28 protein-coding genes are annotated in these 25,275 nt (G+C 66.3%); 17 read left to right on the top strand and 11 right to left on the bottom strand.

The window, feature by feature from the left end:
- Positions 1 to 21 precede the first annotated feature (21 nt).
- A complete protein-coding gene (locus tag C7C57_RS14225) occupies positions 22 to 279 on the top strand; it encodes a hypothetical protein (protein ID WP_187976914.1) in 258 nt (85 codons plus the stop codon).
- On the opposite strand, the gene C7C57_RS14220 is transcribed toward C7C57_RS14225, so the two are convergent.
- From C7C57_RS14220 to C7C57_RS14210, 3 genes are all read right to left on the bottom strand, one after another.
- Entirely contained in the window at positions 276 to 1,442 is a 1,167-nt protein-coding gene (locus C7C57_RS14220; RefSeq protein ID WP_187976913.1) for a MalY/PatB family protein, read from the bottom strand. The two genes, C7C57_RS14225 and C7C57_RS14220, sit on opposite strands and share 4 nt — an antisense overlap.
- Before the next feature lie 89 nt (positions 1,443 to 1,531).
- Positions 1,532 to 2,203 (bottom strand): TrkA family potassium uptake protein, encoded by a 672-nt coding sequence (locus C7C57_RS14215; protein WP_030149180.1) that lies wholly within the window; start codon positions 2,201 to 2,203, stop codon positions 1,532 to 1,534.
- Between the two features lie 24 nt (positions 2,204 to 2,227).
- The gene (locus tag C7C57_RS14210; protein WP_370581415.1) at positions 2,228 to 3,646 is read right to left on the bottom strand and encodes a TrkH family potassium uptake protein; all 1,419 of its coding nucleotides are present in this window, start codon (positions 3,644 to 3,646) and stop codon (positions 2,228 to 2,230) included.
- Positions 3,647 to 3,743: 97 nt separating this feature from the next.
- Between C7C57_RS14210 and C7C57_RS14205 the strand changes: the two genes are divergently transcribed.
- From C7C57_RS14205 to C7C57_RS14190, 4 genes are all read left to right on the top strand, one after another.
- Positions 3,744 to 4,196, top strand: a complete 453-nt coding sequence (locus tag C7C57_RS14205) for a helix-turn-helix transcriptional regulator (RefSeq protein WP_187976912.1) — start codon at positions 3,744 to 3,746, stop codon at positions 4,194 to 4,196.
- Between the two features lie 112 nt (positions 4,197 to 4,308).
- Entirely contained in the window at positions 4,309 to 4,407 is a 99-nt protein-coding gene (locus C7C57_RS14200; RefSeq protein ID WP_005504750.1) for a 30S ribosomal protein bS22, read from the top strand.
- Positions 4,408 to 4,538: 131 nt separating this feature from the next.
- Positions 4,539 to 4,799, top strand: a complete 261-nt coding sequence (locus C7C57_RS14195) for a glutaredoxin family protein (protein WP_187976911.1) — start codon at positions 4,539 to 4,541, stop codon at positions 4,797 to 4,799.
- Between the two features lie 60 nt (positions 4,800 to 4,859).
- The gene (locus C7C57_RS14190) at positions 4,860 to 5,162 is read left to right on the top strand and encodes a Dabb family protein (RefSeq protein WP_030149184.1); all 303 of its coding nucleotides are present in this window, start codon (positions 4,860 to 4,862) and stop codon (positions 5,160 to 5,162) included.
- Positions 5,163 to 5,288: 126 nt separating this feature from the next.
- Here C7C57_RS14190 and C7C57_RS14185 read toward each other — a convergent pair whose 3' ends face one another.
- Together C7C57_RS14185 and C7C57_RS14180 are read right to left on the bottom strand one after the other, a co-directional pair.
- On the bottom strand, positions 5,289 to 6,254 hold the full coding sequence (locus C7C57_RS14185; protein ID WP_187976910.1) for a PfkB family carbohydrate kinase: 966 nt from the start codon (positions 6,252 to 6,254) through the stop codon (positions 5,289 to 5,291).
- Between the two features lie 34 nt (positions 6,255 to 6,288).
- On the bottom strand, positions 6,289 to 7,716 hold the full coding sequence (locus C7C57_RS14180; RefSeq protein ID WP_187976909.1) for an MFS transporter: 1,428 nt from the start codon (positions 7,714 to 7,716) through the stop codon (positions 6,289 to 6,291).
- 241 nt (positions 7,717 to 7,957) lie between these two features.
- On the opposite strand from C7C57_RS14180, the gene C7C57_RS14175 reads away from it, so the two are divergent.
- Positions 7,958 to 8,956, top strand: coding sequence for a LacI family DNA-binding transcriptional regulator (locus C7C57_RS14175; protein WP_187976908.1), 999 nt, complete (start codon positions 7,958 to 7,960; stop codon positions 8,954 to 8,956).
- A 61-nt stretch (positions 8,957 to 9,017) separates the two neighbouring features.
- Here the strand turns inward: C7C57_RS14175 and C7C57_RS14170 are convergent, their stop codons facing one another.
- The 3 genes from C7C57_RS14170 to C7C57_RS14160 form a co-directional block, all read right to left on the bottom strand.
- On the bottom strand, positions 9,018 to 9,953 hold the full coding sequence (locus C7C57_RS14170; protein ID WP_030149188.1) for a nucleoside hydrolase: 936 nt from the start codon (positions 9,951 to 9,953) through the stop codon (positions 9,018 to 9,020).
- A 144-nt stretch (positions 9,954 to 10,097) separates the two neighbouring features.
- A complete protein-coding gene (locus tag C7C57_RS14165) occupies positions 10,098 to 11,240 on the bottom strand; it encodes a sensor histidine kinase KdpD (protein ID WP_187976907.1) in 1,143 nt (380 codons plus the stop codon).
- A gap of 61 nt (positions 11,241 to 11,301) precedes the next feature.
- Positions 11,302 to 11,973, bottom strand: coding sequence for a response regulator transcription factor (locus C7C57_RS14160; RefSeq protein ID WP_187978404.1), 672 nt, complete (start codon positions 11,971 to 11,973; stop codon positions 11,302 to 11,304).
- A 175-nt stretch (positions 11,974 to 12,148) separates the two neighbouring features.
- Here C7C57_RS14160 and C7C57_RS14155 point away from each other — a divergent pair, with 175 nt between their 5' ends.
- Both C7C57_RS14155 and C7C57_RS14150 read left to right on the top strand, forming a co-directional pair.
- On the top strand, positions 12,149 to 12,595 hold the full coding sequence (locus C7C57_RS14155; RefSeq protein ID WP_187976906.1) for a DM13 domain-containing protein: 447 nt from the start codon (positions 12,149 to 12,151) through the stop codon (positions 12,593 to 12,595).
- 12 nt (positions 12,596 to 12,607) lie between these two features.
- Positions 12,608 to 13,069, top strand: a complete 462-nt coding sequence (locus tag C7C57_RS14150; RefSeq protein ID WP_255505704.1) for a MauE/DoxX family redox-associated membrane protein — start codon at positions 12,608 to 12,610, stop codon at positions 13,067 to 13,069.
- Between the two features lie 76 nt (positions 13,070 to 13,145).
- Here the strand turns inward: C7C57_RS14150 and aspS are convergent, their stop codons facing one another.
- Positions 13,146 to 14,486: an aspartate--tRNA(Asn) ligase gene (aspS, locus tag C7C57_RS14145; protein ID WP_187976905.1), complete on the bottom strand. Its 1,341-nt coding sequence runs from the start codon at positions 14,484 to 14,486 to the stop codon at positions 13,146 to 13,148.
- A gap of 153 nt (positions 14,487 to 14,639) precedes the next feature.
- Here aspS and C7C57_RS14140 point away from each other — a divergent pair, with 153 nt between their 5' ends.
- The 7 genes from C7C57_RS14140 (at position 14,640) to C7C57_RS14110 (ending at position 20,681) form a co-directional block, all read left to right on the top strand.
- Positions 14,640 to 15,275, top strand: coding sequence for a histidine phosphatase family protein (locus C7C57_RS14140; RefSeq protein ID WP_030149194.1), 636 nt, complete (start codon positions 14,640 to 14,642; stop codon positions 15,273 to 15,275).
- A gap of 2 nt (positions 15,276 to 15,277) precedes the next feature.
- Positions 15,278 to 15,892: a TlpA disulfide reductase family protein gene (locus C7C57_RS14135; RefSeq protein WP_187976904.1), complete on the top strand. Its 615-nt coding sequence runs from the start codon at positions 15,278 to 15,280 to the stop codon at positions 15,890 to 15,892.
- Between the two features lie 4 nt (positions 15,893 to 15,896).
- A complete protein-coding gene (locus C7C57_RS14130) occupies positions 15,897 to 16,643 on the top strand; it encodes a cytochrome c biogenesis CcdA family protein (RefSeq protein ID WP_187976903.1) in 747 nt (248 codons plus the stop codon).
- Positions 16,627 to 18,324, top strand: coding sequence for a cytochrome c biogenesis protein ResB (locus tag C7C57_RS14125; protein WP_187978402.1), 1,698 nt, complete (start codon positions 16,627 to 16,629; stop codon positions 18,322 to 18,324). The genes C7C57_RS14130 and C7C57_RS14125 overlap by 17 nt, the downstream gene beginning before the upstream one ends.
- Positions 18,321 to 19,379: a c-type cytochrome biogenesis protein CcsB gene (gene ccsB, locus C7C57_RS14120; protein WP_187976902.1), complete on the top strand. Its 1,059-nt coding sequence runs from the start codon at positions 18,321 to 18,323 to the stop codon at positions 19,377 to 19,379. The genes C7C57_RS14125 and ccsB overlap by 4 nt, the downstream gene beginning before the upstream one ends.
- Positions 19,380 to 19,519: 140 nt before the next feature.
- The gene (locus C7C57_RS14115; protein WP_030149199.1) at positions 19,520 to 20,026 is read left to right on the top strand and encodes a hypothetical protein; all 507 of its coding nucleotides are present in this window, start codon (positions 19,520 to 19,522) and stop codon (positions 20,024 to 20,026) included.
- Positions 20,027 to 20,180: 154 nt separating this feature from the next.
- Positions 20,181 to 20,681 (top strand): hypothetical protein, encoded by a 501-nt coding sequence (locus C7C57_RS14110; protein WP_187976901.1) that lies wholly within the window; start codon positions 20,181 to 20,183, stop codon positions 20,679 to 20,681.
- Between the two features lie 38 nt (positions 20,682 to 20,719).
- Here the strand turns inward: C7C57_RS14110 and C7C57_RS15930 are convergent, their stop codons facing one another.
- Positions 20,720 to 22,408 (bottom strand): sigma-70 family RNA polymerase sigma factor, encoded by a 1,689-nt coding sequence (locus tag C7C57_RS15930; RefSeq protein WP_187976900.1) that lies wholly within the window; start codon positions 22,406 to 22,408, stop codon positions 20,720 to 20,722.
- Positions 22,409 to 22,883: 475 nt separating this feature from the next.
- Here C7C57_RS15930 and C7C57_RS14100 point away from each other — a divergent pair, with 475 nt between their 5' ends.
- Entirely contained in the window at positions 22,884 to 23,426 is a 543-nt protein-coding gene (locus tag C7C57_RS14100; protein ID WP_187976899.1) for a hypothetical protein, read from the top strand.
- A 24-nt stretch (positions 23,427 to 23,450) separates the two neighbouring features.
- Here the strand turns inward: C7C57_RS14100 and C7C57_RS14095 are convergent, their stop codons facing one another.
- The gene (locus tag C7C57_RS14095) at positions 23,451 to 24,440 is read right to left on the bottom strand and encodes an o-succinylbenzoate synthase (protein WP_187976898.1); all 990 of its coding nucleotides are present in this window, start codon (positions 24,438 to 24,440) and stop codon (positions 23,451 to 23,453) included.
- Positions 24,441 to 24,506: 66 nt separating this feature from the next.
- Between C7C57_RS14095 and C7C57_RS14090 the strand changes: the two genes are divergently transcribed.
- Entirely contained in the window at positions 24,507 to 25,244 is a 738-nt protein-coding gene (locus C7C57_RS14090; protein ID WP_187976897.1) for a FadR/GntR family transcriptional regulator, read from the top strand.
- The last annotated feature ends 31 nt before the right edge of the window (positions 25,245 to 25,275 follow it).

Below are 25,275 nucleotides of genomic sequence, written 5' to 3'. Positions count from 1 at the left end.
CACCCGGGGGAGGGGAACCGCATGGACGCACTGTCGGAGTGGGTGAGCTTTGTTCTCTGCGCGCTGGTGGGCGGCGCGCTACTGGTTGTGATCATCCGGGTCATCACGCGTCGCCGCATCCGACGTAGCGCCCGCGGTGCGCTGCGCCCGTTTGCCGACGCCGCGGCCACGGACGCGTACGGCTGGGCACCGGCCGCGCAGGAACGCTCAGGCGAGATTATTGCCAACGATCGGGCCCACAGCCTGCCCGAGGATTTCCGAGACGAAAAGCGGGACTAGGCGGCAACCACCAGGGCGGTGGCGGCGGCGATGCGCTCCACGGCGGCGCGCAGCACGTCGGGATCGCAAGCCAGGTTGATCCGGGCAAAGCCGCGGCCCGAATCCCCGTAGGTGTGCCCGGCGTTGAGCGCGACACGGGCGTGGGTGATCAGGAAGGCGGCGGGGTCGTCCCCCAGTCCCAGCGGCCGCAGATCAAGCCAGCCGAGATAGCTGGACTGCGGGCGGACATAGGTGGCGGCGGGGAGGAATTCGGCAAAGAGTGAGGCGAGCAGGCGGTCGTTTTCGACGATCTTGGTGACGGTGTCGTCCAACCAGTCGGTACACGAGAAGGCAACGGTGTTGGCGTGCACACCCAGGATGCTGGCCCGACAGGCAACCTCCTCGGGGAAACGATCCACCACCTCGGTGGTGATCGCGTCTCCGGCAATCACCAGCGCACACTTGGCCCCGGCGAGGTTCCAGCCCTTCGAGCCCGAGGTCACGGTTACCGCCGAGGCCCCGTGCTCCCCGGCCACCGCCAGGAACGGCGTGAACGGGTGTCCCGGATGGGCCAGCGGGCCGTGCACCTCGTCGCTGATGACCAGCACGCCGTAGCGCGCGGCCAGGGCGGCAATCGCTGAAAGCTCATCGCGAGTGTGCACGATCCCGATCGGGTTATGCGGGTTGCACAGCAGGAAGGCGTCGGCACCGGCGGCAAACGCCGTCTCCAGGCCCACCAGGTCCAGGGTCCAGGTGCCGTCGGTTTCGATCAGGGGCACCTCTACGCGCCGGTGCCCGGCCTCCTCGACCAGCTCATAGAAGGGTGGATACACCGGCGGCGTGATGACCACGTTCGCCTCGGCGCGCAGGCCGTAGCGCAGGGTCTCGACGATGCCCACACTCACATCGGTGGCGATCCGCACCCGCTCGGGATCCGGGGTCCAGCCCCACCGCTCGGTGGAAAAACGCGAGAACGCGGCGGTCAGCGGACCCGGACCATCCACGTAACCGAGGTCCGAGGCACCCACCCGGGCAATCAACTCCGCGGTGATCGGAGCGGCCACGGGGTAGTCCATCTCGGCAACAAACAGCGGGAGGACGTCGGCCGGATAACGGGTCCACTTGATCGAGGAGCGCGCGCTACGCAGCTGCGCCACCGGATCACTCGAGAGCTGATTGTTCATGCATCTCAGGATGCGCGCTGTCACCCCGGTGCGTCTAGGGCGGACGTCATGCAACGTCACGCATCGAAATCTGGGGGACGTGCGCCCGGCTAGGAACCCAGCGCCGCGAAGCGTTCGATATCCGCCGAGGTCCCCGAGACGATGACCAGGTCGTGATTGGACACCACGGTGTTGGCGGTCGCATAGGTGAACGGCTTGCCCGGAGACTTCACCCCGACCACCGTGATGTTGTACTTGGTGCGCACCCCCGACTCGTCCAGGCTCATCCCGCGGATGGGCTTGGGCGGATACATCTTGACCAGCGCAAAGTCGTCATCGAACTGAATAAAGTCAAGCATCCGTCCGCTCACCAGGTGCGCGGTGCGCTCCCCGGCCTCGGCCTCGGGATAGATCACGTGGTTTGCGCCCACCCGGGCCAGGATCTTGCCATGCGACTGCGAGACGGCCTTCGCCCAGATCTGCGGCACCTTGAGGTCCACCAGGTTCGCGGTGATCAGCACACTCGCCTCGATCGAGGAGCCCACGGCAACCACGGCGATGGAGAAGTCCTGCGCGCCGATCTGCTTGAGCGCCTCGATGTTACGGGCGTCGGCCTGGACCGTGTGCGTCACCCGGTCCGACCACTTCTGCACCAGCTCCATGTCGGTATCGATCGCCAGTACCTCGCGGTCCAGGCGGTCCAGCTCCCCGGCACACGCGGCCCCAAACCGGCCGAGACCGATCACGAGTACCGGAGCGTCGTGTTTGATTCGATCAACCATGGTGTCACCTGTCCTTTCGGGGCCCTAGCCCACGATCGGGCGCTCTTCGGGGCGCCTATAGAGTTTAGAGCTTGTCGAGGCCGCAACCGCGGCGGCGAGGGTCACGGTTCCCACGCGTCCGAGCAGCATGGTCACCGCGAGCACGTACTTCCCCGGATCGTCCAGGGTTTCGGTCAGGCCGGTAGAGAGCCCCACCGTGCCGAAGGCCGAGACCACGTCAAAGAGCACGTTTTCCAGGGGATCCTTGGTCATCTGGATCAGGATGATCGTGGCAATCGCCACGATCGCCGCACCCCAGAACACCACCGAGAGCGCCACCCGCACCACATCCTGCGGGATCCGACGGCCGAAGGCCTCCATGTCCGGGTTTCCCTTGGCTTCGGCCCAGGCCGCCAGGAACAGCACCGCCAGGGTCGTGACCTTGATACCGCCGGCGGTGGAGGCCGAGCCGCCACCGATAAACATCAGCATCGAGGCGACCAGCTTGCTGGATCCATTCAGATCCCCGATCTCGATGGCGTTGAATCCGCCCGACCTGGTCATCACCGACAGGAAAAACGATTGGAACGCGGTATCACCCGCGTTCATCCCGCCGAGGGTTTTTCGGTTGTCAAACTCCAGGACCGTAAACACGATCGCCCCGGCCACCACCAGAATCAGCGTGGTCACGATCGTAAGCTTGGCGTGCAGCGGGAGCTTGCGCGGGTGGAACAGGTTCTTGCGCAGCGCAAAGATCACCGGGAAACCCAGCGCCCCGAGGAACACCCCGACCGCCAGGATGCCGAGGAAGAAGTAGTCGTTGCTGAAGCTGCCCAGCCCTGCCGCATTGGGCGTGAATCCGGTATTGGTGAACGCCATCGCCGAATAGTAGAAACTCTGCCAGGCAGCGGTGCCCGGATCCACTCCGTCGATCAGCATGCGGGGGAACAGTAGCAGCGCCACCGCACCCTCGATCACGATCAGGCTGGTGGCCACGGTGAGCAGCAGACTACCGATTTCACCCAGCCGGATCGCCTGACCCTCGGCCACCGGGCCGTGGTGCATGCGCATCGGGTTGGTGTCTCCGGCGGCGATCAACTTGGCCCGCAGACCGAGCTTGCGCGAGATGATCATGCCCAGGATCGACGCCAGGGTCAACACGCCGACCGCGCCGATCTGCACTCCGACATAAACAAATACATTTCCGGCGGCCGACCAGTGGGTGGACATATCCACGGTGGACAAGCCGGTGACACAGATCACCGAGACCGCTGTGAACAGCGCATCCGCAAGCGGGGTCACCGTGCCCGAGGCCGAGGCGATCGGCAGCGAAAATAGCAGCGTGAACAGCAAAATCAGCAGCGTAAAGACGCCGATCGCGAAGCGAGAAGGGGAGTGTCCAATCGCGGTATTCCACGCCTCCTTGAGTCGGCCAAAGCCACTCACAGTTGGGCGTTGCGCCACGATTTCCTCCCCACGATCAAAAAAATACGACCCCGGATTCATGCAAAGCCGGGTGGTAGTCATGGTATCCCGTCCCCGGACTGAGTAGCCTGGGGACATGGCAGACATTTTCGACGTGATCGCGGACGCCACCCGGCGCGATATTCTCAACCTCCTGCACCAGCGCAGCCAGGCCGAGATCGGCACGGGTGAGCAGGGCACCAGCGTGTCCGAAATCGTGACCGCGCTGGGGCTGAGCCAGCCCACGGTTTCCAAGCACCTCAAGGTGCTGCGCGAGGCCAACCTGGTGACCGTGCGCGAAGAGGGACAGCACCGGTTCTACCGGCTCTCGCCCGATCCGCTGGAAGACGTCGAGGACTGGCTGCTGCCGCTGCTCGGCGGCGAAGCCGTCACCGAAGACGTCCTGACCCTGGCCGCCAGCCTGCCCGCGCAGGCCCGCCAGGTGGCCGATGCAATCGGTCAGGCGGCCGCCGCCGGAACCCATCGAGTGGAGTCTGCGGTCCAGGCCGTGGTCAAGAAACTCGGCGGAAATAAGGGTGCCGACTCCTAGGGAAAACCGGCGCGTGCGCGCGTCGCCCCAGAATCGGGTACACTAACCGGAGGTATTTTTAAGCTGGCCGTGGCTCTCGCGTCCTCTGCCCAATCTTTATGTGAGGTCCTACATGGGTTCTGTTATCAAGAAGCGCCGCAAGCGTATGTCGAAGAAGAAGCACCGCAAGCTGCTTCGTAAGACTCGTCACCAGCGCCGCAACAAGAAGTAGACGCAACGCGCCAGTAAGCGCCCTCCTTCGGGAAGGCGCTTTTTGGCGTTAAAGAGCAACGCCAACCGCGACGCACGATGTTTTTGCGACTTCACAGCCACCGGGGCGGATGCCGGGTTTAGGGTGGAAACATGACTTCGATCGCGCTGACCCTGATTGGAAAACCCGGCTGCCACCTGTGCGAAGACGCCAAGGATACCGTCACCCAGGTGATGGGCGAGTACGCCGACCGGGCCGACATTACGTTGGAAGAACTCTCGATTCTTGACGATTCCGAGCTCCACAACCGACACTGGGAAGAAATCCCCGTGCTGCTTGTTGATGGTAAGCAGCACACCTACTGGCGAGTGGACGCGGCGCGACTGCGTGCCGCGCTCGACGCCGCCCTGTAGCCCCGGCATCCGCCGGGCACCACCACGTCGCATCCCGCGATGCCCGGCTCAAGGAGAATCATGACCGTCCGCCACTTTGTCACCTGGAAGCTCGCCGCCGAGGACGCCGCTACGCGCGCCGCAGACGCCGAGGGTATCCGTACCAACCTGGAAGCCCTCGTGGGCGTTGTACCGGGCCTGCGTGCCCTGAGCGTGCACGCTAACAGCCTGTACCCGGAGAACAACTGGGACATCATCCTCGAATCCGAGCTGGACGACGCCGAGGCCCTCGCCGCCTACCAGGTCCACCCCGAGCACCTCAAGGTTGTCGAGTACGTCAAGCCGCGCGTGACCGAGCGCGCCTCGATCGACTTCGCGGTCTAACCCGCAGGTACGACAACGGCCCGAACACACTTGGTGTGTTCGGGTCGTTGTCGTATCGAGTCGAAGACCAGCTACCGCCGAGTTGTTGCCGAGGGCAGCAGGATCGGATCGCCGATTCGGGTCGCGCTAGGCGGCGCGCGCCGTGTGGGCCGCCGCGCCGAAGGCTTCGAGGGCCGCCGCGGTCGGGTAGGAGACCTGTGCCCCGGCCCCGCGCGCCGCGAACGCACCGACCAGCGCACCGAGCCGAGTTGCCTCGATCAGCGTGGCACCGCCGGCCAGGGCATGGGCCAGGGCACCGGTAAAGGCGTCTCCGCAGCCCGTGGTATCCACCGCATCCACGACATATGCCGGAATCGGCATGATCTGCTCGCCGGCCGCGGCGGTGGCATCAAGGACCAGCGCACCCGCGCGTCCCAGGGTGATCACGCAGCGCGAAATTCCCAGCGCACCCAGCGCCTCAAGCGCGTGCGCGCCGGCGATGGGGGCCTCGGGATCGATGCCGATCAGCCCGGCCAGCTCATGCTCGTTGAGCACCAGCAGATCGGTCAGTTCCAAGAGCTCGGGCTCCAGCTCGCGCAGCGGCGAGGGGTTCAGCACCACCTGCACGTCGTGGGCTCGTGCCCGTCGGGCGGCGGCCAGCACGGTTTCCGGGGAAACCTCCAGAGCCAGTGTCAGTACCGACGCCTCATCCCACAGGGCATCCGGGACCGCGTCCACATGGGCCGCCGCAAGCTGCGCGTTGGCACCCGGCGCGATGATGATGTTGTTTTCGCCCTCGGCATCCACGGCGATCAGGGCGGCACCGGTCGCGCAGTCGGCGATCCGCTCGACCTGGGTGGTATCCACCCCGAACGCATTCGCCGACGAGAGCACCCGGTCGGCAAACTCATCGTCCCCCACCGCGCCGACCAGGCTCACGGCACCGCCCAGCAGGGCGGCCGCCGCGGCCTGATTGGATGACTTACCCCCGGGAGAAAAGCGCAGCTCGTTTCCGGTCACGGTCTCGCCGGGTCCGGGCAGACGCGGGGTCTGCACCGAGAGATCCAGGTTGAGCGAGCCGACAACGATGATGGTCCCGGGGGAGGGGGTCATAACTATTCCTTGGGGTTGGGGATGCCAGCGCGGGCTAGCGGGAGATTTCGGCGTTGGTCGGGCGGGGAATCAGGCTGGACATGAGCAGTGCGCCCACCAGCAGGATCGCCCCGGCCACCATGGCCGCCTGGTAACCGGCCGCGGTTCCGCCGCCGGAGAAAGCGGTCTGGACCGCGTAGATCACCGCGAACGAGACGCCCGCGCCGAGGTTGATCGCGCCGGTGTTCAGACCCGGAAGCGAGCCCGGGGCCTCCTTGGGGGAGAGCACCACGCCCAGGCCGTTGATCATGATGTTGCCGATACCGGCGTAGCTGATTCCGATCGCGATCGAGAGCAGCAGGATGATCACGCGGATGTCGCTGCCGACGGTGAAGACCATCGCCACGATGCCGAGCACGGTGAAGCTCAGCCCGATGCGCAGCATGCGCAGGTAGCCGAAGCTCGCGGCCAGGCGACCCGAAACCGGGCCCATCAGCAGGCCCGCGAGGGCGTAGGGGGTCAGGGTCCACCAGGCAACCTCGCCGGCGCCGAGCCCGAGGCCGACCTCGGTGTCCTGGGCGAGTGCGGGCAAGATACCGTTCATCACGGCGAAGACACCGGCGAGGGTCAGCAGCGAGGTGCTGGCCAGCGCCCAGGTGGAGCGGTGCTTGAGCTGGGCGGGGGCCACCAGCGGGTGGGCGCTGCGGTTCTCCAGACGCCAGAACAGCCAGAAGGAGACGGCGGTCACCACGGCGAGGATTGCCACGAGTGCCCAGTTGGCGGCGGCCAGGTTGCCGATCTCGTTGATCATGATCAGCGCGGCACCCACCGAGATGACCAGCAGGGCCGAGCCCCACCAGTCCATCTTGCCGGCGGTTCCGCCGAGGCTCTCGGGGGCCATGAAGCGGACGAAGATCGCGGCGAGCAGGGCGACGGCCCCCATGACCCAGAAGATCGAGGCGAAGCCGAAGTTGCCGGCGAGCCAGCCACCGGCCAGCGCGTCCACGCCGGCGATCCCACCGTTGACGGCCGTCACCACACCCAGCAGGGTGCCGTACTTCTTGGGCTCGGTCACCTGGGAGCGCAGCATCAGCAGGCACATCGGGACCACGGGGCCCGAGGCACCCTGGATGACGCGGCCGATCAGCAGCATCGGGATGTTGGTGGCGAGTGCGGCGATCACACAGCCCAGTGCCATCACGATGAGCATCGAGACCAGAACCTTGCGGCGGCCGATCAGGTCGCCCAGGCGCGGGAGGAACAGGGTGGTCAGCGCGGCCGAGGTGAAGAAGGCGGTCTGAGTCAGCGCGACCTGTGCGCCGGTGGCCCCGAGCTCATGCTCGATGGTGACCAGGGCGGGGCTGAGCATGCTGGCGTTGAGCTGGAACGCGAAACACGAGGCCAGCAGCGCGACCATGAGCGCGGTGACGCTCGCGGCCTGGGGCGCGAGGGCGGTGCCTCGGCTGGTGAGGGGAGTGCTCATCGGATAGTCCACTTCGTTGTGAGGTTAGACCCTACGCGAGATTCGCGTGCGGGCCCGAGGTTTGGGGAGTTGAGGTGTGGATTGCGCGACCCCGCGGGGAACGAAATGGACTCGTTTTCCGCATGTTTGCGTAATCGTTTACACAGAGAATACCCCACAACATCCACTTCGGCAACGCGGGATTCCTTCGGGGGTTGCCGATAGGCTGGGAATTCTCCAATTTCCAGCGAAAGGGTCCGGGATGAGTGCGGAAGTTCGCCTGCAGGACGTCGCCGATGCGGCGGGCGTCTCGATCGCGACCGCCTCCCGCGCCCTGGCGGGCAAGGATCGGGTCTCTCGGAAGACCCAGACGCTGGTCAAGCGCACCGCCGAACGCCTCGGATACCAGGTCAATGCGGCCGCCCGCGCGCTGCGCGAGGGCAGCAATCGCACCATCGGCATGATCATCCCCGTGGTGGGTAACCCGTTCTATGCGCAGGTGGTGCACGCGGTTGAGGCCGAGTTGCAGGAGCAGGATCTGGAGCTGATCATCGCCGACTCTCACGGCGAGATTGAGCGCGAGGCGCGACGGCTCGATCTGCTGCTGGGTGGTCGGGTCGAGGGCGTAATCGTCGTGCCCTCGGATGCGCAGGGATCCAGCGAGGCGCTGATTAAGACCGCCGCCCGAATCCCGCTGGTGCAGCTGGACCGCCGGGTCGAGGGACTGGCCAGCGACTTTATCGGGGTGGATAACGACCGCGGCATCGACCTGGTGATCGCCCACCTGCGCGAGCAGGGGGTGCGCTCGATCGTCTATATCGGCGCCAATGACAACACCTCGGTGGGGCGCGAGCGCCGGTTGGCGTTTGCCCGCGCATCCGCGGAGCTCGACGTGCACGAGCCCATTTTTGGAAACTTCTCCCGCGAGTACGGACTCGAGGCCGGGGCCGCGCTGGTGGCCCGGGGTGAGCTCCCGGATGCGATCGTCTGCGGTGACGACCTGATCGCGGTGGGGGTGCTCGGAGCACTGCGAGCGGCGGGCAAGCGGGTGCCGCGCGATACCCTGCTCACCGGATTTGATGACACCCTGCTGGCCGAGATTACCGACCCGCCGCTGACCTCGGTGGTGCAGCCGATCGCCGCGCTGGCCCGCGAGGCCATTCGCGCGCTGGTGCTGCGCACCGAGGATCGGGATGCCCCGACCGTCTACAGCCGGATCGCCCCGCAGCTCGTGGTGCGCGAGTCCACGAGTCGCCCGTAACCCGCGTACGTAGTTACGACTGTGGCCCGCGGAATTCCGCGGGCCACAGCCGTTTTTGAGACTACTTCAGGGTTGCGACGGCACCCTCAACGAGGCTCCAGAAGCGGTCCACGTCGAGGTCGATCGCCACGTGGGCGTTCTTCTCGCGCTTGAGCATGTCGTGCAGGTCCACGCAGGTCGCACCGGCGGTCTCGGTGCCCACCAGCTCGACATCCACGCGGGTGTGCACGGTGGTGGCCACGGCCGCATCGATGACCAGGGCCACGGCCACCGGGTCGTGCAGCGGACCATCGGGCATGCCCTCGACATCGTTATAGGAGTTGCAGAAGAACTCCAGCAGCTCTGCGCCGAAGACGCCGGTCTCGTTGCCGAGGTTGCGGATGCGGCTGCGCACATCCTGGGTGATCAGGGCCTGGTGGGTGATGTTCAGGCCGACCATGGTGAAGTCGATGCCCGACTTCAGCACCACATCCACGGCCTCGGGGTCGGCCCAGGCGTTGAACTCGGCGTAGGCGGCACCGCAGTTACCGCGGCCGGTCGAGCCACCCATCCAGACGATCCGCTCGATCCGCTCCAGCAGCTCGGGGTAGGTGCGCACAAAGTGGGCGATATTGGTGAGCGGACCGGTGGGGATCAGGGTGATCTTCTCTTCCGAGGCGCGCACGGTGTCGGCGATCAGCTCGATGGCCGAGCGCTCATCCAGCGGCACGGTGACCTCGGGTAGCACGGGGCCACCGAGGGCGTTCTCGCCGTGAATCCAGGTGCCGGGGGTGAGCTTGCGCTCAAGCGGCTCGGCCGCGCCGGCGGCGATCGGCACGCCGGTGATGCCGGCGACGGTGCAGGCGACGCGTGCGTTGTGCGTGGTGTGCTCGAGGTAGCCGTTACCGCTGACGGTCGTGATGGCCTTCAGATCGAGTGCGGGGTTCCCCGCGGCGAGCCAGATCGCGAACACATCGTCGTGGCCGGGGTCGCAGTCCAGGATGACCGGAATTGGCATTTTTCTCTCCATTGATCGGGGGCCAGAAGCCAAGCTATGCGTAAACGATTACACACATTTCATGACGGGTCAAGTTCCTCGGACCGGGTTAAAGCAAACGCCCCGGTTTCGAATCGAAGCCGGGGCGAATCTGGGTGGGGTGGCCTAGCGACCGGACTCGGTGGGCAGCGTGATGTCCAGGCAGAAGCCGTCGCTCACCAGGCGGGCACTCACGTCGCCACCGTGGGCCTTGACGATGCCACGCACGATGGCGAGGCCGAGGCCCGCGCCGCCCTGAGTTCCGGCGGGTTCGGCGGTACGGGCGGCGTCGCCGCGCCAGCCCACGTCGAACATACGGCCCAGGTCCTCGGTCGAGACGCCGCTGCCGTGATCGAGGATGCTGAGCACCAGGTGTCCGTCCTCGAGCGTGGTGGCCGACACCAGGATTTCCGAGTGGTCGGGGGCGTGCCGGATGCCGTTAGCCAGCAGGTTGCCGATCGCCCGGGTCAGCTCGCGGGGATCCCCCCAGAGCGTGTGCCCCTCGACACCGCGCTGCTCGATCCGGATGCCCCGGGCGGCGGCCACATGCTGCACGTCGGAGACCGCATCGGAGACCAGGTCGAGCAGGTCCACCAGTTCGCGGCGGAGGTCCAGGGTGCCCGATTCGATCCGGGCCAGGGCGAAGAGGTCGTCCACCATCAGGCCCATCGCGTCGACCCGCTCGCGGATCTGACGGCTGTACTCGACCGGACGCTCGGCGACCCCCGCCTCCATCGCCTCGGCCAGCGCCCGGATCCCGGCCATCGGGGTGCGCAGATCGTGGGAGATCCAGACAAAAAACTCTCGGCGGGCTGCATCCAGCCGGGTGATTTCGGCGCGGGCATCGGCGAGCTTACGTGAGGTATCGGCGAGTTCCTCGGAGAGCGCGGCAAACTCGCGCCAGCCGGGGTTTTCGGGATCCACCACGTGGCCGTCGGCGATCCGCCGGGTCGAATCCAAGAGGTGCCCGGTGGAGCGGCGCACCACCCGGGTGGTCATCAGCCAGGCGGCCGCCATGCTCATCAGCGCGGCGACGCCGAGCAGCCAGGCGAGCACGGTGAGGTCGTGCTCGGAGAACAGCATCTCGATCAGCACCACGATCGTGGACGCGGCCACGGCGACCACCGCGGCCCCGGTCACGATCACAAACTGGGAGGCGATCGATCCGCGCCGGTTGAGGTGCAGCGCACCCCAGGCCAGCAGCGAGACCGCCGCTGTGCACGCGGCCGTGGTGAACACGATCAGGCAGAGATCGGAAACGCTCAGCATGCAGGCTCGATTCGCCGGTAACCGGGCCGTGAGGTGACGGAGCGAGAACGCTCGGAGCGGGCTAGCACGTGGCCTCCACAAAGAAACGGTATCCGGCACCCCACACGGTTTTCAGGTGGCAGGGGAAGCGCGGGTCGGGCTCGATCTTTTCGCGCAGGCGGCGCACGTGTACGGTCACCGTGGAGGGATCGCCGAAGCCCCAGCCCCACACCTCACGCAGCAGCTCGTCGCGGCCGATATCGCGGCCGGGATTGGCCAGTAGATAGAGGAAGAGTTCGTATTCGCGGGCGGTCAGCGTGATCTCGCGCTCATGCGCCCAGGCTCGGCGGTGTACCGGGTCGATGCGGAAGTCGCCGTGCACGATCATCGCCGAAGTTCCGACGGTGGCGCGCCGACGCAGCAGCGCCTCGGCGCGCAGCTGAAGTTCGCGCAGCGAGAACGGCTTGGCCACATAGTCGTCGGCCCCGTGTTCCAGGCCCTCGATACGCTGGTCCACCGCCGAGAGGGCGGTGAGCATCATGATCGGGACGTCCGAGTAGCCGCGCACCTCGCGGCACAGCTCATCGCCGCTCTTGCCGGGAAGCATGCGGTCCACGATTAGCAGGTCGGGGATGCGCTCACGCACCGCGGCGGCCGCGGTGGTCCCGTCGCCATACTCGGACAGGTCGAGTCCGGCGGCGCGCAGGAAATCGGCGACCACCGTTCGTACGGTTGGGTCGTCCTCAATCAGCATCACACGCGGTTTCGATTCCACAGGTCCGAGACTAACCCGGGGATCCCGCGCGAACGCTGAATTCTTACGGGAATGAAATATGCGCTTACGGCCCTGTTATATCCGCTCCGGGGGCGGTGCCGAATTGATTGGCTGTTGATCACGCAAGTTGTTCACCATCGAAAGGACCCACATCATGCGCATCAAGACCGTCATCGTCACCGCAGCAGCAGCCATCGCCCTCACCGCGGGTCTGAGCGCATGTAGCTCGCCCTCCTCCGACATCGGGGCGAGCAAGCCCGCCGCCTCACACTCGGCCGAGGCCACGACTTCCGCCACCGCGAGCCTCAGCGGAACCTTCGCCGGGCTCAACGACAAGAAGGTGGCCGGCACCGCCAAGATCGACGGCGACACCCTGACCCTGTCCGGCTTCTCCTCCGATGAGGGTCCCGATCTGCACCTCTACCTGACCAACGGCACCGATGAGGCAGCGGTGACCGCGGGAACCACCCTGGGTGCGGTCAAGTTTGATGCCGCCTCGCAGACCTTCAAGCTCGACGGCGTCAAGGCCGGTGACTTCAAGTACGTCGTGGTGCACTGCGACAAGGCCCTCGCGGTCTTCGGCGCCGCACCCCTGGCCTAGGCGGTGGGATCGGTGACCGCCGTGTTTCCCCGACGCCTCGCGGCGGTCGCCGCCTCCGTGGCCCGGGTCGTGCTGGGTATTCTCTGGCTTGGTGAGGGCATCACCAAGTACCGCGCCGGGTTCGGCCAGGCCGACATCCTGCTGGTGGTGGGCAGCACCACCAAAAACCCGCGGGTGCCCGAATTCTATAAATTCTTCACCGAGCATATTCTCGGTCCGGGGTCGGGATTCTTCGGAATTCTGATGCCCGCCCTGGAGCTCAGCCTGGGCATCCTGCTCATTGTGGGGATACTGCCCCGCTGGATCGCGGCGGCCGGCAGCGCGCTGCTGGTCTCCTACTGGCTCGCCGATCAGCTGATCGCCCAGTATCCGATCATGATCCTGCTGGCGATCCCGGTGATCGCCTGGCCGCTGGCCGCCGGAACCCTCTCGCTGCCCGCGCTGTGGCGGCGGTGGAGGAACCCCCGAGACTAGCGGGATACACCCCCCCCAAGAACACGAAGGCCCGTTCCGCATCTGCGGAACGGGCCTTCGTCTGATTAAGCGAGGGTTACGGGGCCAGACGGGTCGGGCCGCGGAACAGGTAGGTCACCTCGCGGATGCTCGACTCGTGCAGCATGAGCATCAGCACGCGGGCCAGGCCCATGCCGAATCCACCGTGGCTCGGTGCGCCGTAGCGGAAGAAGTCGAGGTAGAAGTCGAGCTCCTTGGGCTCCATGCCCTTATCGCGCATCTGAGCTTCCAGGACGTCGACGCGGTGCTCACGCTGAGCGCCGGTCGAGATCTCCACACCGTTGAAGATCAGGTCGTAGGAGTTGGTGAGGGCCGGGTTGTCCGCGTGACGCATGTGGTAGAACGGGCGGATCGAGGCGGCGTAGTCGGTCAGGAACACAAACTCGTGGCCGTAGGTTTCGCGCACGTAGGCGGCGATCTGACGCTCACCCTCGGGGTCCATGTCGTCATCCGAACGCGGAACCTCGTAGCCGCGCTCCTTGATGATTTCCTTGGCCTCGGCCAGCGGGATGCGGGGGAACGGGGTCGCCGGGACGGTGACCTCGACGTCGAAGAGCTCCTTGATGGCCTCGCCGTGCTTGGCCTTGACCGCGCTGAAACCGGCGACGATCAGGTCCTCGTGCAGCTTCATGACGTCTTCGTGGCTCTCGATCCAGCTGATTTCCGAGTCCACCGAGGTGAACTCGGTGGCGTGACGGCTGGTGAACGAGGGGTCGGCACGGAAGGCCGGGCCCACCTCGAAGATCTTGCCGAAGCCGGCGGACTGCGCCATCTGCTTGAAGAACTGCGGGCTCTGCGCCAGGTAGGCGGTGGTGTCGAAGTACTCGACCTCGAACAGCTCGGCGCGCGACTCGGAGGCGCTGGCCATGAGCTTGGGGGTGTGGATCTCGATGAAGTCGTTGTCGACCCAGTACTCACGCATCGCGTGCAGGAAGGTGGTCTGGATCTTGAAGATCAGGTTCTGCTTGGGGTTACGCAGGTCGAGGAAGCGCCAGTCCTGACGCTTGTCCAGCGAGGAATCGGCGGCGATCGGGGTTTCCGGGTTGGCCGCGCTGAGAACCTCGAGCGAGGAAATCTTGACCTCGAGTCCGCCGAGCTTCACGCGCTCGTCGTGCTTGAGCTCACCGGTGACGGTCACGAAGGAGCCGTGAGCGAGCGCGGAGATCGACTCGGTCAGCGCGAGCTTCGCGGCCGAGGTGGGATCGTCCTCCACCAGTTCCCGGGTCGCCGGGGTGACCAGCTGTACCGCGCCGGACTCATCCCGGAGCACAATAAACTGGACCTTCTTCTGGTCTCGGACAGTTTCTACCCAACCGGATACGGTCACGGGGCCATCGGCCAGTGCCGCCAGGTTCTTCACCAATTTGCGTTCAGTCACCTGCCCAGCTTAGCCGAGGCCCGGGCCGCCCGTGGCCCGCACCGCTACTTTCTGGCGCGTGGGCGTGATACCCGAAGTTCCTGGAGATGGAGCGAATTCTCGGCAAACTCATAGTGAGCGTTTTCACAGCCTGAGCCCACGTAGACTGGGGACGTGGTTGCTGCCCAGATTCACCTCGTCCGTCACGGCGAGGTCTTTAATCCCGATCGAGTCCTGTATGGACGCCTGCCCGGCTTTGGCCTGTCCGAACGCGGACACAAGATGGCCGCGGCGGCCGCCAACGACCTCCTGGCGCGGGATCGAAAATACGGCACCCTGATCGCCTCCCCGCTGCAGCGCACTCAGGAATCCGCCGCCCCGGTGGCCGCCCTGCTCGGGCTGACCCCGGTGCTGGATGAGCGCGTGATCGAGCCCCACAATCACTTCGAGGGCAAGCAGATGCGCCGCGCGGTCCTCAACCCGCGCAACTGGCCGGCCCTGCGCGACCCGAATCTGCCCAGCTGGGGTGAGCCCTACGGCTCGATCGTGACCCGCATGATGGCGGCCATCGAGCACGCCTGGAAGACCACCTCCTCGGGCGACGCCGTGATCGTCAGCCACCAGCTTCCGATCTGGATGGTGCACCGCTACCTCGCCGATGAGGCCCTGCGGCACGATCCGCGCAAGCGCCGTTGCGCGCTCTCAAGCATCACCACCCTGGAAAAGGTGGGTGACCGTTTTGTCGAGGTGGAGTATCGAGACCCGGCGGCCGAACTGGCCGCGGGCTCGCTGGATGTAGGAGCGGTATAGCGATGATCGGATTCCGAGGCTCGAAGCTGGGACGCGCGGGCGTGGTGGGTGCCGCGGCACTCGCAATGGTGCTGACCCTGGCCGGCTGCGCCAACGACAAGCTCGCCAGCGAATACACCTCCGCCGACAACAAGAACTACATTGCCGGCGACGGCAGCGTGACCGAGATTGCCGCGAAGGATCGCGAAAAGCCGGTGTCCTATGAGGGCAAGGACGAGGAGGGGAAGAACATCACCTCCGCCGACCTGCTCGGCGACGTGGTGGTCCTGAACTTCTGGTACGCGGGCTGTGCGCCCTGCCGCGCCGAGGCTCCCGACCTGCAGGCCCTGAACGAGAAGTACGACGGCAAGGGCGCCAGCTTCGTGGGTGTCAACGTCTACGACCAGGCCGAAACCGCGCTGGCCTTCAACAAGACCTATAACGTGACCTACCCCTCGATCCTCGACATCAACGACGGTGCGGTGAAGCTCGCCTTCACCGGCCAGGTGCGCCCCAACGCCGTGCCGACCACCCTGGTGATCGACAAGGAGGGCCGCGTGGCCGCCCGCATCCTGGGCAAGATCAGCGACCGTTCGATCCTGGACACCCTGATTCGCGACACGATCGCCGAGAAATAATCGGATGAATATCGGTCAAATCATCGGGGACGGCGGCCTCCTGGTCGCCATTCCCCTGGCGCTGCTGGCCGGCCTGGTGTCCTTTGCCTCGCCGTGTGTGCTGCCGCTGGTTCCCGGCTACCTCGCCTATGTGGGCGGCATGGCCCCGCAGAGCGGCGAGCGTCCGGCGCGGGAGCGTCGTCGCCTGCTGCTCGGGGTGATCCTCTTTGTCCTCGGCTTCACCCTCGTTTTTGTGCTGATGAGCATCGTCGCCGGTGCCGCCGGGGTCTTCCTGGTGGAGTGGAGCGGGATCATCACCCGCATCCTCGGCGTGGTCATCATCATCATGGGTGTGGCCTTTGTGGGGCAGGTCAGCTTCCTCCAGCGCGAATGGAAGCCCTCCTGGACCCCGGCCACCGGCCTCGTCGGAGCCCCGCTGCTCGGCATCGTGTTTGCCGTGGGCTGGGTGCCCTGCCTTGGCCCGACCCTCACCGCGATCCTCAGCCTGGGCTACAACTCGGGTACCGTGGGTCGCGCGGTGATCCTGGCGATCGCCTACTGCATCGGCCTCGGACTGCCCTTCATCCTGGTAGCCCTCGGCTTCGGCTGGATGGCCGGAGCCACTACATTCCTCAAGCGTCATATTCGCGTGATTAACATCGCCGGTGGCGTTCTGCTCGTTCTCATCGGACTCCTCATGGTCACCGGACTATGGGGTCAACTGATGTCTAGCCTAGGTTCGGTGATTGCAGGCTTTGACCCGGCCATCTGATTACGTAGACGCGAGCTCACCCCAGGGTGAGCCCGACGCCCCGATTAACGCCCCCAAGCTGGGGTTTGTGGGGGCGCTGCGCTTTGCGTGGCGTCAGCTCACCAGCATGCGCACCGCGCTGCTGCTGCTCCTGCTGCTGGCGATCGCCGCGGTGCCCGGATCCCTGGTCCCGCAGCGCAGTTCGGACCCCAACGGTGTGATCCAGTACTTCCGCGACAACCCCGATCTGGCACCGGTCCTGGACAAGATCCAGATGTTCGACGTGTACAGCTCGGCGTGGTTCTCGGCGATCTACCTGCTGCTGTTTGTGTCGCTGATCGGCTGCATCATCCCGCGCACCAAGCACCACTATCAGGCGATGCGTCAGCGTCCGCCGCGCACCCCCGCCCGGCTCAACCGGCTCGCGGTGCACCGTGAACAGAGCCTGTCCGGTGGCAGCACCGGCGAGGCGATCACCGCCGCCCGGGACCTGCTGAAGAAGTCGGGCTACCGCACCGAAATCTACACCGGCAAGGACGGTGTGGCCTCGGTGTCCGCCGAGCGTGGATACCTGCGCGAGACCGGAAACCTGCTCTTCCACTCGGCCCTGGTGCTGGTCCTGGTGGCCGTCGGCTTTGGTGGCGGCTTCGGTTATGCGGGGCAGAAGGTGGTGGTCGAGGGCCAGACCTTCGTCAACTCGCTGGTCGACTTCAACTCCTTCAACCCGGGTCGCTTCGTGGACACCGAGTCGCTGCCCCCCTACTCGCTCAAGCTCGACAAGTTTGACGTGGAGTACGAAACCAAGAACATCAACGCCTACGGTCAGGCCATCGACTACACCGCCCACGTCACCTCGCGGGACGTGGACGGCGACACCGAGAAGCACCAGATCAAGGTGAACCAGCCGCTGCGCATCGACGGTACCAACGTCTACCTGCTGGGTAACGGCTACGCGCCCAAGGTGACCGTGCGCGACCCCGAGGGCAACGTGGTCTTCACCGACTCGATCCCGTTCCTGCCGATGGACACCAACCTCACCTCGCAGGGAGTCATCAAGATTCCGGACGGGCTGGCCAAGCAGATCGGTATGATCGGCTTCTTCTATCCCACCGCGGTCGAGCAGACCTCCGGGGCGTTCGCCTCGAACTATCCCGACCTGATCTACCCGACCCTGAGCCTCAACGTCTACTCGGGTGACCTGGGCATCAACGACGGTGTGCCGAAGTCGGTCTACTCGCTGGACACCGACAAGATGACCGAGATCGCCGGCCGCACCATCGGTAAGAAGGAGGGCGGCACCGCGCCGCTCAAGCTTATGCCCGGCCAGACCCAGAATCTGCCCGACGGGCTGGGGACGATCACGTTTGAAAACGTCAACCCCCACCCCAAGAAGGATGACTATGCGGGCTCGGTCGCCCGCTTCGCCTCGCTGGATATTCACCGCGATCCGACCCAGGTGTGGGTGGGAATCTTCGCCGGTCTGATCCTGCTGGGCCTGCTGACCTCGCTGTTCATCCCGCGCCGCCGCGTGTGGGTGAAGGCAACCGAGGGTGCCGACGGCACCGTCCTGATGGAATACGCGGGCCTGGCCCGTGGAGAAGACCCCGGCCTGCGTGAGGCCGTGGACAATATTGCCGAACGGCATATTCGAGCCCTCGGGGCAGTCCCCGATGAGGCCCGGGAAGGTAACGTAGAAGCGTGACACTTGATCTGATCTCCGTATATGCCCTGTGGTCGGCAATCGCGCTGTATGCGATCGCCTTCGTGGCATTCGCCTTTGACCTGGCGCGCCGAAGCGCCGAGGTCGCCGCCGCCGCCGACGAGGCCGCCGAGAAGGCAGCCGCCGCCGAGCGCGCGGCCGCCGGCGAACCCGTCGCCGTGGGCGCCGCCGCCTCCGTAGCCGCCGGTTCGACCGGTGCCGGTAAGGCTCGCCCCGGCCGCCCGGCCGGTGGCACCCTGACCCTGGAAGAGGACCACTCGGGCACGGTCACCGCGTCCCGGTCGATCTCGCTGCGGATCGGTGTGGCCCTGTCGATCCTCGGCTTCCTGCTGCACCTCACCGCCGTCGTGACCCGTGGCGTGGCCGCGGGCCGCGTGCCGTGGGCCAACATGTACGAGTTCGCGATGACCGGTACCGCCGTGATCGTGGCCGTCTTCCTGATCATCCTGACCCGGGTGGACCTGCGCTTCCTCGGTGCCTTCATCATGGGCCTGATCGTGATCCTGCTGGGCCTGTCCTCGCTGAACTTCTACATCGAGGTCGCCCCGCTACCGCCGGCACTGCAGTCGGCCTGGCTGGTGATCCACGTGTTTGTGGCCACCACCGGAACCGGATTCTTCTTCCTCGGCTTTGCGCTCACCGCCCTGCAGCTGATCCAGGCCCGCCGCGAGGCCGCCGGAACCGCCCTGTCGGCCAAGCGCTTCCGCTTCATGGCGACCCTGCCCAGCTCGCAGCGCCTGGACAACCTGTCCTACCGCGTGAACATCATCGGTTTCATCCTCTGGACCTTCACCCTGATCGCCGGCGCGATCTGGGCCGAGGCCGCCTGGGGTCGTTACTGGGGCTGGGACGTCAAGGAGGTGTGGACCTTCATCATCTGGGTGGTCTACGCCGGATACATTCACGCCCGCGCTACCCGCGGCTGGCGCGGAAACCGCGCGGCCTGGCTGTCGATGATCGGTGCCGTCACGGTGCTGTTCAACTTCACCATCGTGAACCTGTTCTTCAAGGGACTGCACGCCTACTCGGGTCTGTAAGCCTCCGCACCACACACATCACCCCGCGCATGCACTGCGCGGGGTGATGTGTTTTTCCGGGGGCCCGGGACTCGCCGGTACTGATACTCTGCATCGGTACCCGACAACCGGGATCTCCCCGATTAACGAATGGAAACTGCGTGAAACTGCAGAAGAAGATGCTCGCAACGATCGTGGCGGGCACCGTCTTGGCGCTCACCCTCGCCGGATGTTCGGCGGCCGGGGTCGAGAAGAGCGAATCTGCGTCCCCCAAGCCCGCGGCGGTTTCGGCCGAACCCACCCCCTCGGAAACCCCGACCATCCCCGCACAGAGCGTGCCCGAGGCCTGCTCGATCGTGCAGACGGTTCAGGCCGCGGACGATGAGAACTACACCGCGGTTCTGGGACTTCTCTTTACCGACCCGCAGCGAGCGGGGGAGAGTATCGACGGCGTGGTTGACCGCCTGGCGGCCTCGATCAACGAGGTCACCAATGAAGAGGTGAAGTCGGCGGCCACCGAGGAACTCGACCTGATGAGGGTGTTCGCCTCGATGGTCCACAAGTATGGCAAGAACGCGCTGAACCCCGACAACCCCGAGGTGGCGACCCTCCAGGCGGCGAAGGACGCGGGCCCCTCGAAGTTCTCTCAGCTCTGCCCCGGAGCCTAAGCGTCATTCATACTGGCGTGAGCCTCGTCCCGCGTGCTGTGGGACGAGGCTTTCGCGTCTCTCCGCCCGATACCCCACCGTCGTTTCTGGTAGCGTGCCTCGTTAGGGGGTAGCCATTTTATGGGGGGCTGCCGTAATCAGAAATGAGTACGCAATGAAACTGCAAGTGAGTGTTTTTCGAACGATAGTGGCGAGTGTGTCGGTAGCGTTAGTGCTGACCGGATGCGCCTCGGAAAACGGTGCCAAAAACGACGCATCATCGGCGCGCCCAACCGCGTCTGCCTCGAGTCAGGACGAACGGGCAAAGCCGGCTGCGATGACGGTAGAAGAGGCCTGTTCGCGCGTGAAGGATACCCTGCGCCAAACGATGGACGATTTCGTGCTGGTCCCTAATATGATCGCCACCCAACCCGAGGAAGCGGGCAAGGCGTTGGACGAGATTGTGACGCGGATGAACGAGGTGAATGAGTCAATCACCAACGAAGAGGTGAAGGCTGCCTCTGCCGAGTACACCGCACAGTTCTCAACACTCGCCTCACTCGTGCACGCCAACGGTGCCGATGCGCTCAACCCAGACCGCCCCGAAGTCGTCAAATTGCGTGAGGAACAACGTGCGGGGGTCGGCAAACTCGGTACCCTGTGCCCGGGCTCCTAGGAGGCTAGCGGCCTCTTTATCGTCCGGGGTACGTTACGTTACTGGGTGATTACCACGGTGGCGGGGCTCGTGGGTCCGCGCCGATCACCCCATTCATAGTGCGCGCTCAGGGTCACCCGGTTGAGTGAGGCGGGGATAGAGAGCGGGGTTTCGGTGACCCCGTCGGTGCCTCCGGCGATCGGCCGGGTACCCAGCGGATCGATGGTCAGCACGGCCGAGGTGGCCGGCCGGGAGTGGATGATCGCGGTGATTCCCCAGGCCGGGTCCCAGCGCACGGTGGGGCGTTCGGGGGTTTCCAGGGACACCGTCTGCGTGGTCTCGGTCGAGGTGAGCCCCTCGATGCTCTGGCTGACCCGCAGCTCCGAGGTGCCGGCCGGAAGTTCCAGCTGGGCGGTGCTCCAGGCACCATCGGCCTCGGCCACCACCTCGACGTCCACACCGGGGCCGGTGAGGTGCACGGTCGCGGCGGGTTTGGCCCGGCCGCTCACCACTGGCCAGAGTAGTCCGTCGCCATCATCGACCCGGGTGATTTTCGGTGCCTCCGGGGTGCCCGTCGTGGGCGGTGTGGGCGAGGGCGTCGGCGTCGGGATTGGCGTGGGGTTGGGGGTGGTGGCGATATCCGGAGCGGGTGCCGGTGCCACGGTGACGGGGCCGGCAGGCACGCCCGGTACCGGTATCCCTACCCGGGGAAGCAGCACACCATCGGGATCACTTGTCGGATCGGGGGTCGGGTTTCCGGGCACCACGGGCAGCGTCGAGTCGGGGTCCGGCGGAGTGGTGGGCAGCGTGCGCCCGAGACGCTGCGCCGAGACGGCCGGCGGCTGCGTGTTTTTGGGGAGCATCGTCACGCCGATGATCCCGGCCGCCACGAGTGCGCCGGCCGCGGCGGTGGTGGTGATCGTCATGGCCGGTTTGCTGTGCCGCAGGGCGGCGACGGCGGCGACCGCCGAACTCGACGAACTCCCCGCGAGATACGCGGCCGCCCCCGCCCCGATCAGTGCCGGGAGCAGGACGATCCGCAGGATACCGGCGATCTCGCGCCCCTCGACCACGAGCGCGCGGCAGGACGCGCACGCGTCGATATGGGCATCAAAGCGTGCACGATCCCGCACGCCCAGGGCATCGCGGCTGTACTCGCCGATCCGCTGCACCACCCAGCGGTGCTCGCTCTCGGCCGGGAGGATCGCAAAGTGCTCCTGGATCCACGCCTGGCGCAGCCCCTCGCGCGCGCGATAGGCCAGCGCCGACACCGAGTTGGCGCTCACGCCGATGAGCGGAGCGATCTGGCGTGGACGCTTTCCCTCAACCTCCGAATACCAGAGCACCTCCTGCCAGCGGGTGGGCAGCGTCGCAAACGCTCGAATGATGAGCTGACGATCAAATTCCTGCGAGGTCATATCGGCGCTCAGATCCCCGATGACCTCCAGCTGGTCCACGTTCACCTCGTGCTGTCGACCACCCCAGCGGGCGATGACCGAGCGGATGGTGGCAAACAGGTAGGGACGAAAGGCGTCGTGGGGACCGGAGCCGCGGTTGACCGTGGCGATGATGCGGGTGAAGGCCTCGGACACCACATCGTCCGCGTCGAAGGAGCGGGAGATGGCTCGGGAGGCGCGCTTTCCGGCTTCCGCATGGCGCGTCCAGAGGGTGGCAAACGCCTCCTCTTTTCCGGCGCGCGCGGCGTCAAGAAGCTCGGAGTCGTCGGGGGAGGGGGTTTCGCTATTCAAGGATGATGAACCTCGGGTGGGTGTCTCGGCGGGGGAACCGAGCGGGGTGGGGGGAAAAGCCCGCGGAGAGGGGGATGTTGTGCACTCCCCAGTGCCCACCCTCTCCGCGGCATGAATACCTCCCCGGGCATTCACGTCTGTACGGGGCGGAGCTGCGGCCGATGTGTTGCTGCCCCGTACAACCAACTAGAGCGGGGCTCGGCGATTTCATGACGCGGGTTATTTAAGTATTTTCCGGCGATCCCGAGGATTCAAGATCACATCTAATATTCCAAGTGGTTGCTCAGTTTTAGATTTCCCGCATCCACCCCCAGTTCGGTGGTCATTTTGCGAGGGGACACCGCGGCGGCGCGGTGTTTCCCGCGAACCGGTGCCGTCGCTGGGGATGTGCTGTGTGGCGGTCCGATTTGACGCTGATAGCCTGCACCGATGGGGTGGTCGGTTTGGGGGCCGCCGTGATCAGAAATGGATACGCGTGAGACCGTTCAAAACCACCTGTGCATCACTCGCGGCGGGAGCCGCACTGATGCTCGCCCTGACCGCATGCGCCCCCGGGGCCACCCCGAGCACGGGCTCGGACACCTCGTCCTCCGCGAAGCCTGCGGCGGGAGAAACCTCGCCCTCCACTACCGCCAGCCCGGCTCCCGGCACGCGGGTTTCCGCGGCCCAGCGGAAGGCCATCGCCGCCGACTGCGCCTTTACCCTGGGACAGCTGGAGACGGACACCGCCCCGCTCCTGACCGAGGCCCAGTCGCTGGTGGACAGCGACCCCCAGCGCGCCGGAGACCTGATGGATCAGGCCGTGGAAAAGTATCAGGAGGGCATCGACTCGATGGAATCGCAGCCAGTGAAGGACACCATTAAGGACCTCAAGCTGTACTTTTCCACCCAGGCGGTCCTGCTGCATAAGTATGGATCCGCGGGCCTGCAGGGGTACTACCCCGAATCCGCGGCGATGGAGGGGCTGGCGGGAAAGTTCCATGACGCCTATGACGCCCTCTGCTTCGCCAAGAAATAGGAGCGTCAGCGCCTCGCCCGTGGCCTAGGCGACGGCGGCGCAGGCGCGCACCCGATCCAGCCACCACCGACGCCGCTCGGGGCTCGCGGCATAGCGCGTCAGCAGGTCCGGATTCACGGCGATTCGGCCGGTGTGGATCGCCCCGTCGCGAGGTAACAGGGGGCTATCGGTCACGTCCGCGGCGAGGAGGGCCGCGGTGCCCAGGCCGCACGCGAACGAGACCTCGGGCAGCGAGGCGGCCAGACGCGCGCCCATCGAGAGACCCACCGAAGTGTCCAGCGCACTGGACACCACCACCGGGAGGCCCGCCGCGGCCACGATATCGCGGGCACGGGCGATCCCGCCCAGCGGTTGTGCCTTGATGACCAGGAGATCGGCGGCCCCGGCCCGGGCGACCGCCAGCGGATCCTCGGCCTTGCGCACGCTCTCATCGGCGGCGATGCGCACCCCGAGCCCCGCGATGCGGGTGCGCAGCGCCGAGAGCTCGGGCACGCTTGCGCAGGGCTGCTCGGCGTATTCCAGCTCAAACGGCGCGAGGGCCGCCAGCGCCGCCTCCGCCTCGGTCACGCTCCAGCCCCCGTTGGCATCCACTCGGATCCTTCCCCCGGGGCCGAGAACCGAGCGCACGGCGGCAACCCGCGCCACGTCCTCGGCCAGGGTCTGTCCACGCTCGGCCACCTTCACCTTGGCGGTGGTGCAGCCGGGGAACCGGGCGAGCACCCCGGGCACCGCCTCGGCGGCCACCGCGGGCACCGTGGCGTTGACCGGAATCTCGGTACGAAGCAGCTCGGGCTCGGGCCCATAGGCAAAGTCGATGGCCGCATCCAGCCAGGTGCGCGCCTCGGCGGGTTCGTATTCGACAAACGGTGAGAACTCGCTCCACCCGCGCGGCCCCTCAAACAGCAGGGCTTCGCGGCGCAGCAGGCCGCGGAAACGGGTGTTGAGCGGAAGGTCCACGACGTGAGCGGTGGCCAGGATATCGGAGACGGAGACCTCTGCGGGGAAGCGGGACATACCCCTATTGTGCTCCGGTTTACTGAACGGCGGCGGTATCCGCGCGGTGCCCGATAGTCTGGGGGCATGTCCTCAAGCCTGCATGATCGCGCGGTGGAAGAGCTCGGACGGCGCATCATTGCCGGCGAGTTGCCCGCGGGTTCCGCCGTCCTCGCCACCGACCTGGCCGCCGAACTCGGGGTGAGCCGTTCGGTGATCCGCGAGGCCGTTCGGGTGCTTCAGTCGCTGGGTCTGGTGGAATCGGTGCGACGCCTGGGCATCCGGGTGCTTTCCGAGGACCACTGGCGGGTGCTAGATCCCCAGCTGATCGCCTGGCGGCTGTCGGGAACGGGCCGCGGAGCCCAGCTGCGCTCGCTCACCGAACTGCGTCGCAGCGTCGAGCCCGCCGCCGCCGAGCTGGCCGCCCGGCATGCGCCCGATGCGGTGGCCGAGCGGCTGCTGCAGATCGCCGCGCGGATGCGCTCGATTGGCCGCGCCGGCGACCTGGAATCCTTCCAGGATCTCGACATTCAGTTCCACGCGCTGGTGCTGGGGGCCAGCGGCAACGAGATGTTTGCGGCCATGTCGGGGATGATCGGTGCGGTGCTGCGCGGTCGTACCCGGCTGGGCCTGATGCCCAAACACCCGCATGAGGATGCGTTGCAGCTCCACATCGATGTGGCCGTGGCCATCCAGGGCCGCGATCCCGAACGCGCCCGCGCGGCGATGGACGCGATCATGAGTCGCACCCTGGCCGAGGTGGAGCACATCTGGGCCGAGGAGCCGCGCACCGCGCGCACCCCGCTGCCCGGGACGCTGGGATAGCCAGGCCACACCAGACAAGAATCGGGCCGGT

It is taken from the genome of Mycetocola sp. JXN-3, assembly GCF_014522285.1.
In the GTDB taxonomy this organism is placed as follows: domain Bacteria; phylum Actinomycetota; class Actinomycetes; order Actinomycetales; family Microbacteriaceae; genus Mycetocola; species Mycetocola saprophilus.
The sequence above is the reverse complement of the archived record's forward strand: the minus strand, read 5'-3'. Positions and strand labels throughout refer to the sequence as shown.

Bases quoted from the DNA above. Each gene is read 5' to 3' on its own strand.
- C7C57_RS14225 (WP_187976914.1), top strand. From the start codon at position 22: ATGGACGCACTGTCGGAGTGGGTGAGCTTTGTTCTCTGCGCGCTGGTG.
- C7C57_RS14220 (WP_187976913.1), bottom strand. From the start codon at position 1,442: ATGAACAATCAGCTCTCGAGTGATCCGGTGGCGCAGCTGCGTAGCGCG.
- C7C57_RS14215 (WP_030149180.1), bottom strand. From the start codon at position 2,203: ATGGTTGATCGAATCAAACACGACGCTCCGGTACTCGTGATCGGTCTC.
- C7C57_RS14205 (WP_187976912.1), top strand. From the start codon at position 3,744: ATGGCAGACATTTTCGACGTGATCGCGGACGCCACCCGGCGCGATATT.
- C7C57_RS14200 (WP_005504750.1), top strand. From the start codon at position 4,309: ATGGGTTCTGTTATCAAGAAGCGCCGCAAGCGTATGTCGAAGAAGAAG.
- C7C57_RS14195 (WP_187976911.1), top strand. From the start codon at position 4,539: ATGACTTCGATCGCGCTGACCCTGATTGGAAAACCCGGCTGCCACCTG.
- C7C57_RS14190 (WP_030149184.1), top strand. From the start codon at position 4,860: ATGACCGTCCGCCACTTTGTCACCTGGAAGCTCGCCGCCGAGGACGCC.
- C7C57_RS14185 (WP_187976910.1), bottom strand. From the start codon at position 6,254: ATGACCCCCTCCCCCGGGACCATCATCGTTGTCGGCTCGCTCAACCTG.
- C7C57_RS14180 (WP_187976909.1), bottom strand. From the start codon at position 7,716: ATGAGCACTCCCCTCACCAGCCGAGGCACCGCCCTCGCGCCCCAGGCC.
- C7C57_RS14175 (WP_187976908.1), top strand. From the start codon at position 7,958: ATGAGTGCGGAAGTTCGCCTGCAGGACGTCGCCGATGCGGCGGGCGTC.
- C7C57_RS14170 (WP_030149188.1), bottom strand. From the start codon at position 9,953: ATGCCAATTCCGGTCATCCTGGACTGCGACCCCGGCCACGACGATGTG.
- C7C57_RS14165 (WP_187976907.1), bottom strand. From the start codon at position 11,240: ATGCTGAGCGTTTCCGATCTCTGCCTGATCGTGTTCACCACGGCCGCG.
- C7C57_RS14160 (WP_187978404.1), bottom strand. From the start codon at position 11,973: ATGCTGATTGAGGACGACCCAACCGTACGAACGGTGGTCGCCGATTTC.
- C7C57_RS14155 (WP_187976906.1), top strand. From the start codon at position 12,149: ATGCGCATCAAGACCGTCATCGTCACCGCAGCAGCAGCCATCGCCCTC.
- C7C57_RS14135 (WP_187976904.1), top strand. From the start codon at position 15,278: ATGATCGGATTCCGAGGCTCGAAGCTGGGACGCGCGGGCGTGGTGGGT.
- C7C57_RS14130 (WP_187976903.1), top strand. From the start codon at position 15,897: ATGAATATCGGTCAAATCATCGGGGACGGCGGCCTCCTGGTCGCCATT.
- C7C57_RS14110 (WP_187976901.1), top strand. From the start codon at position 20,181: ATGAAACTGCAAGTGAGTGTTTTTCGAACGATAGTGGCGAGTGTGTCG.
- C7C57_RS14095 (WP_187976898.1), bottom strand. From the start codon at position 24,440: ATGTCCCGCTTCCCCGCAGAGGTCTCCGTCTCCGATATCCTGGCCACC.
- C7C57_RS14090 (WP_187976897.1), top strand. From the start codon at position 24,507: ATGTCCTCAAGCCTGCATGATCGCGCGGTGGAAGAGCTCGGACGGCGC.